General features: G+C 39.6%; 14 protein-coding genes and 3 pseudogenes. 13 read left to right on the forward strand and 4 right to left on the reverse strand.

Annotation, left to right across the window (positions count from 1 at the left end):
- The first annotated feature begins 87 nt into the window (after window positions 1–87).
- The 3 genes from NYE65_RS23045 (at window position 88) to NYE65_RS23055 (ending at window position 2,879) form a co-directional block, all read left to right on the forward strand.
- Window positions 88–837, forward strand: a complete 750-nt coding sequence (locus NYE65_RS23045) for a PIG-L deacetylase family protein (RefSeq protein WP_328177820.1) — start codon at window positions 88–90, stop codon at window positions 835–837.
- Window positions 838–868: 31 nt separating this feature from the next.
- On the forward strand, window positions 869–1,921 hold the full coding sequence (locus NYE65_RS23050; protein WP_340861794.1) for a YeiH family protein: 1,053 nt from the start codon (window positions 869–871) through the stop codon (window positions 1,919–1,921).
- A 250-nt stretch (window positions 1,922–2,171) separates the two neighbouring features.
- Window positions 2,172–2,879 (forward strand): GntR family transcriptional regulator, encoded by a 708-nt coding sequence (locus NYE65_RS23055; protein WP_328177818.1) that lies wholly within the window; start codon window positions 2,172–2,174, stop codon window positions 2,877–2,879.
- 201 nt (window positions 2,880–3,080) lie between these two features.
- Here the strand turns inward: NYE65_RS23055 and NYE65_RS23060 are convergent, their stop codons facing one another.
- Window positions 3,081–3,569 carry a divergent PAP2 family protein gene (locus NYE65_RS23060; protein WP_328177817.1) on the reverse strand — a complete coding sequence of 163 codons (489 nt, stop codon included), beginning with the start codon at window positions 3,567–3,569 and terminating at the stop codon, window positions 3,081–3,083.
- A gap of 305 nt (window positions 3,570–3,874) precedes the next feature.
- Here NYE65_RS23060 and NYE65_RS23065 point away from each other — a divergent pair, with 305 nt between their 5' ends.
- On the forward strand, window positions 3,875–4,228 hold the full coding sequence (locus NYE65_RS23065) for a hypothetical protein (protein WP_095679613.1): 354 nt from the start codon (window positions 3,875–3,877) through the stop codon (window positions 4,226–4,228).
- A 28-nt stretch (window positions 4,229–4,256) separates the two neighbouring features.
- Window positions 4,257–5,525 carry an erythromycin esterase family protein gene (locus tag NYE65_RS23070; protein WP_328177816.1) on the forward strand — a complete coding sequence of 423 codons (1,269 nt, stop codon included), beginning with the start codon at window positions 4,257–4,259 and terminating at the stop codon, window positions 5,523–5,525.
- A gap of 697 nt (window positions 5,526–6,222) precedes the next feature.
- On the opposite strand, the gene NYE65_RS23075 is transcribed toward NYE65_RS23070, so the two are convergent.
- Window positions 6,223–6,663, reverse strand: coding sequence for a GNAT family N-acetyltransferase (locus NYE65_RS23075; RefSeq protein ID WP_328177815.1), 441 nt, complete (start codon window positions 6,661–6,663; stop codon window positions 6,223–6,225).
- A 159-nt stretch (window positions 6,664–6,822) separates the two neighbouring features.
- Here NYE65_RS23075 and NYE65_RS23080 point away from each other — a divergent pair, with 159 nt between their 5' ends.
- Both NYE65_RS23080 and NYE65_RS23085 read left to right on the forward strand, forming a co-directional pair.
- Window positions 6,823–7,032 (forward strand): oxidoreductase, encoded by a 210-nt coding sequence (locus NYE65_RS23080; protein ID WP_412762736.1) that lies wholly within the window; start codon window positions 6,823–6,825, stop codon window positions 7,030–7,032.
- Complete coding sequence (locus NYE65_RS23085) at window positions 7,017–7,331, forward strand: oxidoreductase (protein WP_340861795.1); 315 nt, start codon at window positions 7,017–7,019, stop codon at window positions 7,329–7,331. The genes NYE65_RS23080 and NYE65_RS23085 overlap by 16 nt, the downstream gene beginning before the upstream one ends.
- Window positions 7,332–8,094: 763 nt before the next feature.
- On the opposite strand, the pseudogene NYE65_RS23090 reads toward NYE65_RS23085, so the two are convergent.
- Together NYE65_RS23090 and NYE65_RS23095 are read right to left on the reverse strand one after the other, a co-directional pair.
- A pseudogene (locus NYE65_RS23090) lies at window positions 8,095–8,378 on the reverse strand (DDE-type integrase/transposase/recombinase); the annotation flags it as partial.
- A 159-nt stretch (window positions 8,379–8,537) separates the two neighbouring features.
- Window positions 8,538–9,770, reverse strand: a complete 1,233-nt coding sequence (locus NYE65_RS23095) for a MerR family transcriptional regulator (RefSeq protein WP_340861796.1) — start codon at window positions 9,768–9,770, stop codon at window positions 8,538–8,540.
- A gap of 187 nt (window positions 9,771–9,957) precedes the next feature.
- On the opposite strand from NYE65_RS23095, the gene NYE65_RS23100 reads away from it, so the two are divergent.
- The 6 genes and pseudogenes from NYE65_RS23100 to NYE65_RS23125 form a co-directional block, all read left to right on the forward strand.
- A complete protein-coding gene (locus tag NYE65_RS23100; RefSeq protein ID WP_340861797.1) occupies window positions 9,958–11,244 on the forward strand; it encodes an NAD(P)/FAD-dependent oxidoreductase in 1,287 nt (428 codons plus the stop codon).
- A 13-nt stretch (window positions 11,245–11,257) separates the two neighbouring features.
- The gene (locus NYE65_RS23105) at window positions 11,258–12,730 is read left to right on the forward strand and encodes an aldehyde dehydrogenase family protein (protein WP_340861798.1); all 1,473 of its coding nucleotides are present in this window, start codon (window positions 11,258–11,260) and stop codon (window positions 12,728–12,730) included.
- Window positions 12,731–12,772: 42 nt separating this feature from the next.
- The gene (locus NYE65_RS23110; protein ID WP_340861799.1) at window positions 12,773–14,191 is read left to right on the forward strand and encodes an MATE family efflux transporter; all 1,419 of its coding nucleotides are present in this window, start codon (window positions 12,773–12,775) and stop codon (window positions 14,189–14,191) included.
- 45 nt (window positions 14,192–14,236) lie between these two features.
- Window positions 14,237–14,518, forward strand: coding sequence for a cupin domain-containing protein (locus NYE65_RS23115; RefSeq protein WP_340861800.1), 282 nt, complete (start codon window positions 14,237–14,239; stop codon window positions 14,516–14,518).
- 185 nt (window positions 14,519–14,703) lie between these two features.
- Window positions 14,704–15,005 (forward strand): annotated as a pseudogene (locus tag NYE65_RS23120) (aldehyde dehydrogenase family protein); the annotation flags it as partial.
- 5 nt (window positions 15,006–15,010) lie between these two features.
- A pseudogene (locus NYE65_RS23125) lies at window positions 15,011–15,184 on the forward strand (aspartate aminotransferase family protein); the annotation flags it as partial.
- Between the last annotated feature and the right edge of the window lie 43 nt (window positions 15,185–15,227).

The following is a 15,227-nucleotide window of genomic DNA, read 5'->3' on the forward strand; positions in this document are numbered from 1 at the left end:
TGTCTAGCTGATTTGACATCCATGTCCATTTTTTCATATTGAGTCTAACAGTGTGGGAAAACTGGGGAATCCAAAACAGGAGGAAATATGCAATCACAACAAAGGTTATTGGTGGTTCTGGCACATCCCGATGATGAGTCATTCCTGTGTGGGGGAACCATTGCTAAAATGTCTGAGCGAGGTGTTCAGATAACTTTACTATGTGCGACAAAAGGCGAAATGGGCAGACGAATGGGAAATCCCATTGTAACAACAAGGGAGGCATTGCCAGGACTAAGGGTGGAGGAGTTAAAAAGAGCTTGTGAAGAATTGGGGATCAGTGATTTGCGATTTTTAAACGTAAGGGATAAAATGATTGAATTTGAAAGCCTCGATTTATTGGCCGAGAGAATCGTAAAGGTGATTCGTGAAGTTCAACCGGATGCACTAGTTACATTCCATGAGAAATACGGCGGGCATCCAGACCATTGTGCGATTGGCCGTGCTGCTGCATTTGCTTTCTTAAACTCCGGTGATCCCGATTTTTATCCAGATCCAGTATTTCCAGCTTTTAAGGTTCATAGTTTGTACTTTGTCCTTTGGCATGCCTTTTATGATGAATGGTTAAAGGAAAACGGACTGGGCAGTATCACAGAAGTCAATATAGCAGGGACTTTAAAGAAAAAGATCCGTGCCTTAAGGTCACATCGTTCCCAGACTTTAGCGGTTCCTGAATTGTGGACGAATCAAAATCCAAGCTTGCCTTTTTTAAAGGAATCCGAGTATTTTATCAAAGGGAATTCACTTCCTAATCTAGAAGAAACCGATTTTTTTCAAACGATTGAAAGGATGGGATGATTTAGTTTATCTGGAAAGGGGGAAGGAATGTATGGAATTAGAAAAATATGAGCCACTGGAAGAAGCACCTCAGGCACAGCAAAACCCACTTCAAAATAAGGTGCTTTTGTGGCTGAGCGGTATCGCATTCACCTTTTTCATTGCCATCTTAGGATTGGGGCTGTCGAAGATTTCGGGATTCGATCGAATCGGTCCACTTGCATGCTCGATCATCATTGCCGTGATTTATCGTCAAATTGCGGGATATCCAGAAAAGTTCCGGACGGGAATCGAATTTTCCGCAAAAAAACTATTGCGTTTTGCCATTATTTTATACGGGTTGAAATTAAATATCGATGTGATTTTCAATCAGGGACTGCCATTATTGGTACGTGACATAGGGACAGTAACATTTGCCATAGTCGTGATGGTCCTGATTGCAAAGTGGATTAAGGCAGATGCTTCCATTTCCCTTCTTCTTGCTGTAGGAACCGGGATATGCGGTGCAGCAGCCATCGCGGCAATATCTCCAATCGTGAAAGCGAAGGAAGAGGATACAGCCATAGGCGTCGGGATAATCGCTTTAATGGGAACTCTTTTCTCCATTGTTTATACACTTTTACGTCCGATCCTTCCAATATCTGCTTTGGATTATGGAATCTGGTCAGGGATCAGTCTTCATGAAATCGCCCATGTTGCTTTGGCAGGAGCACCGGCTGGTGAAGATGCGCTAGCGATTGCACTCCTCGCCAAATTGGGACGTGTCTTTTTACTAATTCCTTTATGTTTCATTTTTATGTATTGGATGAAAAAGAGAACATCCGGGAAAATGGGCCATGATGCCAAAATTGATTTTCCATGGTTCCTCGTGGGTTTTATAATCATGAGCCTAATAGGAAGTTATGTGTTTGGAAGTTTTATTACGGTTTCACCTCTCATAATGGATGGCATTTCCAAAGCGACCACATTTATATTGACTATGGCCATGATTGGTCTTGGACTGAATGTTAGCCTGCAGGCACTGAGAACAAAAGCCATGCGTCCTCTTTTAGCCATGACCATTACCTCTTTGCTGCTTTCCATAATTTCGTACTTTATCATTTAATATATAAGCTTTCATATATGCCTGAAATGTGATGAAGGTTGCATATAGGATAAGCCCTGAATACATAGAGCTATTCAGGTTTTTTTTATTTACTCGAAGAAAAACGGTATTTGAACGCTGGAAACTCAACATAATCCTAATTTAAGGGAAAAAATGAACGCTGGCATGTTTGAATATTATAACTATTTGGTTTACAATATAAGAACTGATACGAACATTACGATGTCTTTTTCTGTTTGGAGGAAATTTTATGGAGCTAGACTTTAAAAATCCAATCCCTTTACATGCTCAATTGAAAACCATATTGGAAAATCAGATTTTGGAAGGTTATTATAAAGACAAAATCCCGAGTGAAAGGGAACTGATGGATATGTATTCTGTCAGCAGGAGCACTGTACGGGAAGCCGTTTCCATCCTGGTTCGTGAGGGAATATTGGAAAAGAGACATGGGAAGGGAACGTTCGTCTCCCTTAAACCTGTGCAAGAATGGCTTAAGATGATAAGTTTTACGGAAACCACTAAAAGCATGGGGATTAAACTACTAGATCATGGCCGTGTAATTACACCTGAAAATATAGCTGATGCAAATGGGTTTGAGGATGAATCTTACCATATTAAAAGGCTGCGGTTACAGGGGGATGTCCCAATAGCCATTGAATTGCATTATTATTCTTTGGACCTAGGAAAAAAATTGACGAAATTCGATTTAAGTACAACCGTATTGTATGATGCACTCGAAGGTGAATTAAACATTGACTTTTGTGAAGCGGAACAAATCATAACCTGCGGCTTTCCAACAAAAGAAGATGCAGAACATTTGGGTATAGCCGAAACGATGTGCTTACTGATTACAGAACGAATGATTTTTGATTCTGATGGTAACTTAGTAGAATATTATAAAGGGTTATTCCGGTCGGATATGTATTCATTCGCAATGAAAATGTCCCGGAAGAATTGAATTCCATATAAAGTGACCTAAGCCTTTCTAAGAGAGTTGAGAGGCCTAGGTCATTTTCAAATCTACCGGGATCCAATAATACGATTTTTATTGGAGAGTATGCCGATGTTAATAGCATAGGCATGTTTAAAATAACCTATTGTTATATTCAAATTATTTACTTATCTCAAGAGCTAAAGGATCAAGGCTTGCCCACCGTTTTCAGCCGTTCGGTTTTGAGGGCTTGCCATCCTCCATTTTAGCCGAAATAAGCCCAAGGGCAACTCCCAGCAACGCACCTGCTCCCACTTCCACAGGCTGATGTCCGAGCAGTTCATTCAGTTCCTTCTCACGCTCAACATACTCAAAGCTCGGAAACTCTCCGGAAAATTTGGCCATATTATCTTCAAGATCATTCACGAGCTTAGCGATTTCACCTGTATGGCGGCGAATCCCCTGAGCATCATACATCACAATCACGCCAAACACTGTCGCAAGCGATGTTTCCGTATGCAGCCATCCTTTATTTGCTGCTACATACGCTGCCAGGGCGGCCACCCCCGCAGAGTGCGAACTGGGCATGCCACCCGTTGAGAAAGCCTGCTTCGAGTCCCACTTTCCCGTCAGCTTATAATGCGTTAAAATTTTCAGCCCTTGCGCAATGCCAATCGCCGACAGCGCCGTTAAAATTCCCCGATTCATCTTTTCCATGAGCAACTCCTCCACTCCAGACCAGTCCAACCCAACCTAATCCGGGAATTTATCTTCCCTCTTTTGATACCCCAAAAATATTTTTTATATGCAGCAGTTCCATGATGAATGAATCATGATATCACTTTTTGCTGGGTCCGAGTTCAGCTGAAGCATCATATCCGAGGTGGGTTCAGGCTTATTTTTTTCGGAAAAGGTCACTATTTCATAATAATATTTATAGGATGGGAACCTTAAGGAAAATATATAACGGAAGATAATTAACATGGTTTTAAGGTGGAAATGGAATGAACAAGATCAAGGATATGAATCCGAAAGAGTTAAAAAAGATCATGACGGTAACCGAGAGAATGTCTTTCACAAAAAATTTCAGGTCCGCTACTGCAGAAGAATGGTTCGTATTCATACCAGGCTTCAATGATCCAGGTACAGGGGGAGCTGCTGGAAAGGCTATCGTTCACTACAACCTATATGGAAACAAAGATATGTTCATTAACACAACGGTCATACTGGATGACCCTGTTTTATTTGAGGAAGAAAATTTTCAGCTGGTTTACTCTATTTGTGATGAACTTATAAATCGTCTAGTGGGATACGCTGATACTTTACTGTCCGTACACGCAGGTTCCAATTCTTATAATGCCGAGTACAAACGATAATATCGTAAGATAACAAGGAGGGAAAACGGTGAAACATAATCTTGTTCAGTCAATAGTCGAACAATCAGTCATGCTTACAAGTAAAGCAGATTGGGATAAGCTCATTCAACATGTTCATAATGCAAAATTTGTTTTGCTGGGTGAGGCATCACATGGGACATCCGAGTTTTACACGGCCCGAGTTGAAATAACAAAAAAGCTGATTCAAGAAAAAAGGTTCACCTTTGTAGCCGTTGAAGGCGATTGGCCCGCATGCCAGGCAATAAATAGGTATGTTAAAGGCTATGACCTAGTGACTAAATCCGCAAAGGATGTGCTAAAAAGTTTTGACCGCTGGCCGACCTGGATGTGGGCAAACGAGGAAATGATCGACCTGATTGAATGGATGAAAGAATACAATGAGTCTGGGCAAAATCAAACGAAAGTTGGATTTTATGGAATAGATATCTACAGTCTTTGGGAATCCATGGATGAAGTTATCCGTTACTTAAAACAAATTGATTCAACTGACCTTGAAGCTGCCAGACAGGCGTTCACTTGTTTTGAGCCATTCAATCGGAATAACGAGGAGTACGCAGTTTCTGCAGGTATTTTTTCGGAAGACTGTATAGAGGAAGTAGCCAAATTACTGACGACTATTCAACGAAAAAAAGAAAAATACCCCCATCACGAAGAATTGAATTTGAATCTTCAAGTGAATGCATTGGTAGCATACAATGCCGAAAATTATTACAGGACCATGGTCGTCCATGATGATAAATCATGGAATATTCGAGATATGCATATGGTTGATGCACTTAATGAAATTATGGATTTTTACGGCTCTGAAGGCAAGGCGATTGTATGGGAACATAATACCCATGTTGGTGACGCCAGCGCTACTGATATGAAAGATTCCGGGATGATTAATGTCGGCCAGGTCATTCGAGAGCAAAACCCGACTGAAGATGTATTTATCACAGGTTTCGGAACCTACAGAGGAACTGTCATAGCAGCAGAGGAGTGGGGCGTGGATTTCGAAATTAAAACAGTACCCCCGGCAATGAAGGGAAGTTGGGAGGAGGCGATGCACCTTTCGGGGGCTTATGATAAGTTGCTAATTTTCACTGATGAAAATCGTCAGCTATTCCAAGGGAGGATTGGACATCGGGCGATTGGGGTTGTATACAGACCGGAATATGAACAATATGGTAACTATGTACCTTCTGTGATGTCAGATAGATATGATGCTTTTATTTATATTGATGAAACCCAGGCCCTTCACCCGCTCGTTCAAGAAAAAGCACCCGTTATGTAATAAAGACGAAGCCGTTTATAACATTTCGTGTTATAAACGGCTTCGTCTTTTTGTTCGTGCTTATTCTTAATGCTACCCAATGTTGGAGATATTAGCGCGACGGAAACCAAATTTATTGGTTTGATCATTTCTATTTTTATTTGAGATTAATGAAAATCTAATGAATCGTTATGTGCAAAGCGATTTAATTTTTAAATTAAAAACCATTTCATAAATAATGGTTCAGTTAGACAAAAGGGTTCTTTCTAAAAGTAAAACAAAGTTGATTGGAACGGAGGGTACGAGACTCCTGCGGGAAAAGCGCGTCCAGGGGAGACCCCGCAGGCGAAAGGCGCCGAGGAGGCTCCCGGACCGACCGCGGAAAGCGCGTGCCAGGAGTGGAAATCAACGTTCAAATTATACAATCCCCTAAAAAAATCAATTTTCACTGATTTTGTCTACAGTCTGAAACCATTCTATAAGATGGTTTTTATCTTGATATCTATTTAAGGATGGACTGTTTTTTTTATATAAACTGCCAATTAATAATATGAAGTAATTAAGAATCGGGCCTCCTAAACAGATGGTTAATAAAGTTCCGATACCTATTGGTCCACTGTAAGTGATTGCCAAAACCAAGAAGAAAGATAAATGAATGTTTTTGAATATAGTGTATTCATTCCAGTTTGTTAATGTTTGTTTTACTCACATTTAACACTTATTCGTTAACCAGTTCCTTTATCATTAATAGATGTGGACCGCCATCTTCCATAAAGACATCGGATGAAGTCCGATAGCCGAGTTTTTTATAAAAGCCCTCTGCCTGTGTTTGCCCATGTAATTTAACCTGAGTAATACCTTGTTCCTTTGCAATTTCTTCCAACGTTTTAAGTATTATTTTCCCGAGACCAAATTTACGGTAAGGCTCCAAGATGCAAATTCTCTCCAATTTACCTAACCCATCAACAACTCTCAATCTTCCAGTTCCGACTGGCTTTTCATTATAATAGACTAATATGTGTTCAGATAAAGCATTAAGTGTATCAAATTCATCAAATTCAAATTCTAATGGGAAACCTTGTTCCTCGACAAATACTTCTTTTCTGATATGAAAGGCCATTTTTAAATCATTTTCAGTAGTTATTCTTTTTGAATCCAATGTTCTTCATCCCTTTTCTAGATTTATATAAAAAGACTAGTCATAAAGAATGTATATCCTTTTTAAGTATAATTTTATCCTATTGATCCCAATTCTACAAAGAAACTTTATAACCATGTAGGCTGGTGGGCAGAAAGTAGTGAAGAAAATATTTTAAAGATGTTGGATTCAAGTATTGCTATTGGAGTATGGCATTACTATGCACAACTAGCTTCAATGGGATTAATTATTAGTGAAGGAACACAACCTTCTGAAGGTGGTCAAGCTTATTTATGGTCACCAGGTATTTATAACAAGGAACAAGTCGAAGGTTGGAAAAAGGTTACGGATGCTGTGCATGGCGTTGTGGCTACATGTACATTCAATTAATGCATGCTGGTCGTATGTCTCATCCTGACAATACACCTCAACACCGCCAACCAGTTGATCCTTCTGCCAATGCGCCTGGTGTACCAATGTTTACAAAAGCGGGTATGCAAAATGCACCTGTACCTCGTGAATTATCTGTAGAAGAAATTCAAACAACAATCGATGATTTCCGAAAAGCAGTAGCTTGTGCTATTGAGGCAAGAGCAGACGGTGTTGAAATTCATGTTGCTAACGGTTATTTAGTTCATCAATTTATTTCAGAAAATGCCAATACACGTACAGATGAATATGGTGGATAAATTGAAAATCGTGCTCGCTTTGCCATTGAAGCCGCAGCTGCGGTTGCAGATGAAATCGGTGCAGATCGTACAGGATTCCGTATTTCTCCGGGAAAACTAGACTATGTGGGAATTGATGAAGGTGAAAACGGCCTGGATGTATATCGATATCTAATTCCTGAATTAGCAAAATTAAATTTAGCTTAATTACATGTTCTGCACTTAGGAAATGACGATTTCTTAAAAGAAGTTCGCGATATGTGGCCAAATTCATTACTAGTAAACCGTTCTGGTCGCCCTCTTGAAAAGATTGATGAAGACATTGAAGTAAACCTTGCGATGTAGCACCGGTTGGCGCTTGGGCATTAGCAAACCCAGATTTAGTTGCACGCTTAAAAAGCTTTTGTACCACTAAATGAACCAGATCGTACAACATTCTTCAGTGGCGATAGTAAAGGATATACTGATTACCCATTTTATAAATAATTAATTCTTTGATTCTAGATTTGAGTGCTTAACTGAAACAAGAACTGTTATCCATACAGTTCTTGTTTTGATTTCATCGACATCCGGTTTCCTAAGCAATGTCTTCACAACATGAATTGCTTTGCCTTTCAATTGGCGAACAGGGGTTGGTATCACAATTATATTAAATTGATTTTTCTTTCATTCCACTTTCATTACTCCTTCTTTTTCCAAATAACGGTGTTGTTACACTCTTGGTATCCCACAATATGTCTCTATCCCCAATTGTCTTTCTCAATTCTTCAACTGCTATAGGTTAAGATGGATTCTTATCAACTGTCACGACACGAGGCTCAGAAATATGAAAAGTCTGTAAAGCTTCTTTGAAGAATAGCTTTGCAGACTTGTGGTTACTTGTTTTGCTTAGGTGAAAATCGATGGTATTGCCTTTCGAATCGACAGCACGTTAAGGTACATCCATTGACTTTTTACTTTGATATATGTTTCATCGACTCTCCAATAGTCATTGGTTTGCTTGAGATGACGACGGATTCGTTTGTCATGATGATCATGTTTCCATTCAAATAAATTTCGCTTTTCCATACTAATCACGCACCTTTTTAGAGTAATAGTATCAGTATGTCCAAGATTTAGAGATTACTTGCAATAATCTTGAAGTTTTCGTACCAGAACTATTTTAGCTAAAAGGGAGCTGTCTCATCCGTGAACTAGCCTACTTTTCGGACAGCCTCTTTTTGTGTGCTATTTTTTCGTACTAGCCAAATACATTAGCATGTGGAATTTTTCGTTTATTACATGATAATCAAAAAAAGATCCTGGATCTGTACAGAAACCGATATTTTCACATTGCGTAATTTGAAATCCGTTGACTGATATATTTTCTTCTATGTATTTTGGATATAAAATATGCTCGTGGGAATTTGGATATAAGGCTGAAATATTTTTCAAGGATGTGGCTGAGCTATCATAATAGGAGTACCCGCCGACAATTGTTGAACTGCTATGGAAATAGTTTTTTAGAACATGAATTGGGAACTGCGGATTGAGCAGTGAAAAATCATTTGCTGTAAAACTATCCAAAAAAACATCTATGCTAAGCGGTTTCAATGGAAGATTTAAATCAGAATTCAAAATATAAAGGACATTTGGCTTCGGATTCATACGCTCAATTCTTTTTCTAACCTTCTTGAGCATCGCAAGCGAATAGCCACTGAATACATAGGATGCGCTCGTTTCAATAACATCGATATATTTGGGTAGTGACACAAAAGCGTCAACGTTTGTTTCCACGATTAACTTGTTTTTTAAATCTACATTTTGTAGAACTTTCTGAAACCAAAAATTACTTTTTTCAAATAAGTTAATCATTTTGGGATTGATCTCTTTAATCGTTTCTTTATCGTAAAAATAAGATGGATAAGGAGACGTCTCGTACAAGTTCGCGGTAATGATAATACCTTCCTCGATAACTGCCTCGTATCCACAGGTACAAGTTAAACTCCCGGTTTGAATGTAGACTTTTTTAATCGTTATATCTTTCATTTCAAGTGGAATGTGGCACTTCGGACAATATAGCAGATTTACAAAGGAAAGTGGGATCCCTGTAAAATTCTCTTCTTTGGATGAAGGAGAGCTGGTTTGAACCGCCTTTTCAATCAATTGGATAGCTTTTGAAATGTCTTCTTTTTTCTTGGTCAGCGAGTTTTTTTTATCAATGAGTATGTTGTTGTAGTAGTCGATATCCTCATGGTCAGAGAAGTTTGTAACACGCCGATACGATAAAATTTGTTGAATCTCTAGCAGTGTAAACTGAAATTTTTTTAGCTCAGTAATAAAAGCCATGTCGTCTAGACACAATTGGTTCATTTGATACTGGGTGTTTTTTTTGTCTGGTATTAATAATCCCTGTTCAATGTAATAACGAACGGTATCGGTCGTAACATGAAAAAGCTTTGCAAATGGTCCAATTTTCATAGATGCCCCCCCAATGAAGAAAGTGGAGTTACTCCACTTTCTTACGAAAATGAATTCAAAAAACTCTCAAATGGCTATTGACATGGAGGAAACTCCTAATCATATGATGGGCTAAATAAGTGTGAATATTGCGAAAAAAATTTGACTGTATTATAGCATACATGTCACAAAAGGAGAAGAACTAGCTATGGATAAGATGGATCGAATGGATGCTCTCTCATTGTGGGCAGCGACTGCAAACAGCTATGAAAAAGAAAAGCTTCTTGAAGGAAATGAAGAGGCGGATGTTGTCATTATTGGCGCAGGTTTCACAGGTCTTTCTTCTGCTTATCATTTGCAAAAATTAGGGAAGAGTGTCATTGTCCTTGAGCAAGAAACGATCGGATATGGCGCCAGCGGTCGTAACGGCGGGATGGTATTGCCAGGCTATAAGCCAACGGTGCAGGAGCTTGCCAAAAAGTATGGTGTCGACGAGGCGAGACAGCTTAACGATCTCTCCCTGTTTAGTGTTGAACTGGTTAAAAAAATCATTGACGAGCATCAAATCAACTGTAACTTTAGAAAGACAGGTCACATTGTGGCGGCTTACAAAGTCAAGCATTTTGAAGGATTGAAACATGAAAGCGAATACTTAAACAAAAATTTCGGGTACGAATCAAGCGTGCTAGATCGAAGTCAGTTGCATCAAGAGATTGATTCCCCACTTTATTATGGCTGCTTAGTCGACAACTCGAGTTACTCGTTCCAGCCACTGAACTATGCAATTGGTTTGGGAGAAGCAGCTAAATCGATTGGTGCAAAAATCTTTGAGCATTCGAAAGCACTATCTATTGAGTACGGTCAAAACAGTGTGAAAGTTGTAACAGAAAAAGGTACTGTTACTGCGAAAGACATTATTGTCGCTACAGATGGTTACTCCGGAAAAATCATGAATGAATTGAACAAAGGCGTACTGCCAATATCGGCACGTATTATCGCTACTGAACAGCTTCCAGAATCACTGTTGAGTACCGTCATTCCTAAAGATCGCATGGTTTTTGATACAAGCAATTTCCTTTACTATTTCCGACGTACACCAGATAATCGGATCGTATTTGGCGGTGGCGATATTCGTCCAAACTTAGGCGATACCGTTTATCAAAGTGTTTACGATGCCATGGCTAAAATAATGCCAAAACTAGCAGGAAGCAAGATTGATTTCCGTTGGGGTGGTTTTATCGGGGTTACAATTGATACGTTCCCGGTCATCGGCAGATCCAAAGAAGGAGCATATTTCGCAACGGGTTATACGGGCCACGGCGCTTCCCTCTCGACATTGTTTGGTAAGTTATTGGCACAATGGATCGTTACGGGGAGTGCAGGTGGTTATCGATTTGAAAAGGAACGCCTCAAATCATTCCCGTTCTATAATCAGAAAACTATGCTGGTAAATCTAGCACATATTGGTTTCAAACTGAAAGATATTATTGCGTAAAGGAGACTTGTTTATGAAAATTAACATGTTCATTGACGGGAAATGGGTAGAAGCGATATCCGGTGCTAGACGAAACATTATCAATCCTGCAACCGGAGAGATGATCGCAACGTCTGCTGATGGATCAGCAGACGATACGAAGATTGCAATCAAGGCGGCTCGTAAAGCGTTTGACAGCGGGATCTGGTCGAATTTATCAGCTAATGAAAGAGCTGACTATCTCTATAAGATTGCAGACCGTCTTGAAGAGAAGGCAGCTGAAATTGCACGTTTAGAAACTGCAAATAACGGTAAGGTTATTCGCGCAACCACTTATGCGGATATTCCGGTATCGATTCAATGCTTCCGATATTATGCTGACTTGATCAAAAGCATGAAAAAGGAATCTTACACTCGTGCTGATTCTTCGGAAACAATTATTATTCATGAACCGATTGGTGTTTGTGGACTTATTGTACCTTGGAACTTCCCGCTTATGTTAGCTGTTTGGCAAATTGCTCCTGCACTCGCCGGAGGAAATACAATTGTACTTAAGCCTGCTGAGGTCACTCCTGTAAGCGTATTCAAATTATTTGAAATTATCGAAGAGATTGGACTTCCAGCCGGAGTGGCAAACTTGGTATTGGGACCTGGATCAAAAGTTGGGAATGAGCTTGCCGAGAGCCATGATGTTGACAAAGTTGCCTTTACCGGCGGAACAAAAACAGGCCAAAGCATTATGCGCGCAGCTGCGGGCAATATGAAAAAAATCACACTTGAACTGGGTGGTAAATCTCCACTTATTGTGTTCGACGATGTGGATTTTGAAACTGCAGTCGAGAATGCGATGTTTGGTATTTTCCACAATGCTGGGCAAGTTTGTTCAGCTGCATCTCGTTTGCTTGTACAGGAGTCGATTTACGATAAGTTTGTTGAAAGATTGGCCGAGCGTGCAAGCAAAATTGTAGTTGGCAACGGGGAAAGCGAAAACATTGAAATGGGAGCCCTCACAAACGAGTCTCATATGAATGAAGTTTTGCATTACATCAAGAGCGGAATCGAAGAGGGTGCAAAATTAGTTTGTGGTGGTAAGCGCTTAACAGAAAATGGGCTTGATCGAGGATTTTTTATTGCGCCAACGATCTTTGCTGACGTAAATGCGAATATGCGTATTGTTAAGGAAGAGATCTTTGGTCCTGTCCTTGTTGTACAGAAATTTATAAATGAGGAAGATGCCATCCAAAAAGCGAATGATTCCATTTATGGATTAGCAGGTGCTGTATTTACTGAAGATATGGATCGAGCAAAACGTGTCATTAGTAAATTGCGTGCGGGAATTACTTGGATTAATAGTTATCATCTCGCTTATGTTGAAGGTCCATGGGGAGGATATAAGCAAAGTGGAATCGGCCGAGCGCTAGGTGCTGCTGGGCTGGAGCACTTTATGGAAACGAAGCAAATCAATATCCACCAGCATGCCAAGCCTGTAGGTTGGTATGCGAATTAATTGAGCTTAACTTACATCAATTATTTATAGGGGGACATGCTCATGGAAATAGCAGGCAACGGTCCGTCATCGAAGAAAGAGCAAGTAGATGTAATGAATAAGCCAGCGTATAATTCAGTGCTGGGAACCAAAAGTATTCCGTTACTATATTTACGATTTGCTTTGGCAGGAATTATGGCTAATGCGATTCTAGGGATTGCAGCGGTTGTCGATGGCTATTTCGTCAGTGGCTTTCAGGAGCGGGAAGTCGAAGGGATTGGTATTGGATTTACGGTAATGGTTATTACCCGTATGCTTGGCGTTCTTTTGGGTGTGGGAGCCGGAGCGGTCATTTCACTTCGACTTGGTAAAGGGAAAATCGAGGAAGCTAGAGGTATTATGGGACAAACATTATGGTTTACTCTTTTCTTCTCCATTTTGCTAGCTGTATTTGGAGTGGTATTTGAAAATCAAATTATGACCTTATTCGGAGCAAGTGATGAAGCGCTTCCATATGCGGTGAAATATAGCCGACTACTCTGGATTTCATTGCCATTAACGATATTGGCCGTTGTATTAAGTGTTTTGACAAATATCGATGAAAAACCTGTATTATCAATGAACTGTTGGTTAGTCGCAGCAGTTGTTGGTGGGATTACAGAATGGATTATGGTAACGAAGTATGAGATGGGGATGATGGGTTCCTCATGGGCCAATACGATTTCGCAATCGATTCCTGTTTTCCTGATTTTTTATTTCTGGTTTGGTAAAACAAAACTTAAGCCAAAAATGAAAGATATGATGATTAATCTCAAGTCCATCGGTGAAGTGGCTTGGACGGGCTTTGCATCTTTCTCGAGTCTGTTCATGATGTTTTTTGCCATTATTTTCTTCAACAACATGCTGCAAAGCTACGGTGGTGGGCTGCACGTTGCCGCTTTCACGATTCAAAACGGTTACATTACAAATATGCTCGCCTTAGCAGCGCTCGGTGGGATGACAGGACTTCAACCGATCATTAGTTATAATTACGGTGCATGCAACCTTGATCGTGTTAAACAAGCAATTAAGATGGGACTCATTTTTACGGTTGCCTTCTTTATGATAGTGACAGCTATACTAATCATTTTTGCAGATCCAATTGTGTCATTTTTTTCCGTTGGTAATCCTGAATTGCAGAAACTGGGGATTTGGACGACAGTTGTATTCAATTCTTTGTTTACGCTTAATGCAGTCAGCTTGCTTATCTCCGGTTATTTCGAAGCACAAGAGAGAAACTGGACCGCAACGTTTATTAGTGTTAGCAAAATGCTGTTGTTCATGTTCCCGTTTCTATTTATTTTCCCGAAATTCTGGGGTGTAGAAGGTATATGGTACGCAGCTCCTGCTGCAGAAATTCCAGGCCTTCTCATTGCCATATACTTTATGAAAAAAGAGTTCAAACGTTTAAATGATACAAATGTTAAGACAGTACGTTTATAAAACCTATTCCTTCAAAATTACCTATAAGAAAGAGAGAGGATCATCATGTTTTTTGCGAAAAAACTTACGGCAGAAGAAGCACAACAACTAGGTATTGACACGTGGGAACCATGGGTAGGTGAACCGGATAAAGGAACGTGGCATTTAGAAGAACAGGAAGTTTTCTTTGTGACAGACGGTGAAGTGTTTATTACTGTTGATGGAGAAAAGTATCATATTACAAAGGACTGGGTCGTTTCCTTGGCTAAGGACCTTGTCTGTGAATGGGATTGTCCAGTATTTTTGAAAAAGAATTATAAAATGAACCATGAGATCAAACTGAAATAATTTGAAATGGGGAGTGGGTAAATGCTAAGCAGATGACTGCTCCTGTTGTCAATATTTATACTAGATGTTGACGAAATGTAGTGAAATTAAAGTGAATAAAATTTACATACCGTCTGATGAATGCGCTTTCCTTAAAAGGTGCAATAAATACATACGGCGGTTATCTAAAAATAGGAGGTTTCACCATGGCAGTACCGAAAAATGTACAAACGTTGAAAAATTATATTGGCGGACAATGGATAGAATCCACAAGTAAACAAGTTGAAGATGTACCAAATCCAGCAACAGGAGAGATCATTGCTCGTGTACCGCTTTCGACTAGAAAAGATTTAGATAGAGCTGTTACAACTGCTAATTAAGCATTCAAAACATGGAGGAAGGCGCTGTACCTCGACGTGCTCGTATTCTATTTCGCTATCAACAATTATTAGTTGAAAACTGGGATGAATTAGCTAAACTCGTTACGCTAGAAAACGGAAAAAGTTATTGAAAAAGGTAAAAAAAGTCATCAATGCTTGTAAAGAAAAAGGTTTAATTATTGGTAAAAATGGTGACACTGTTGCAGGTTACAATAATATTTTGCAGCTTTCTCCTCCATTAAGCATCACAGAAGAAGACTTTACTTTTATTGTTAAAACAATAAAAGAATGTTTATCTCAACTTTAACTAATTATTGATAAAGAAATAGCATGCTGAGAGATATAGCTTT

The organism is Peribacillus sp. FSL R5-0717, assembly GCF_038002945.1.
GTDB classification, from domain to species: domain Bacteria; phylum Bacillota; class Bacilli; order Bacillales; family DSM-1321; genus Peribacillus; species Peribacillus frigoritolerans.